Annotated in this window: 1 protein-coding gene; it reads right to left on the bottom strand. The window is 59.0% G+C overall.

All coding sequences use genetic code 11. The features are described from left to right. Window positions 1-101: 101 nt before the first annotated feature. The coding region (locus EXE44_RS19010; protein WP_137718114.1) for an HPP family protein at window positions 102-283 on the bottom strand (182 nt) is incomplete at its 5' end.

The raw sequence follows: 283 nt of genomic DNA, 5'->3' as shown, positions 1-283 counted from the left end.
GCCGTCGATCCTCGAACAACTATTTATAACTGAGCGGTAGGGGATATCGGCATCCCAGAGTCAACAATTTATAAATAGCCACCAACTCAGTCCGATTAGATCTATGCCAGTCGGCGATCGCGGAACGCCCGAATCACGTCTTGGCGCGCGATGATCCCGACGATCCGCCCCTCCTCGTCGACCACAGGAACGCGGTTAATATCCGGGTCGTCGCCGACGAGCAGGTCCAGCACGGCGTCGACACTCGCGTCCGGCGTCACCGTCGCCACGCCGGTGCTCATCA

Origin of the sequence: Halorubrum sp. SS7 (assembly GCF_005435055.1) — an archaeon.
Taxonomy (GTDB): Archaea; Halobacteriota; Halobacteria; order Halobacteriales; family Haloferacaceae; genus Halorubrum; species Halorubrum salinarum.
This window is presented reverse-complemented; position numbering and strand designations above follow the sequence as displayed.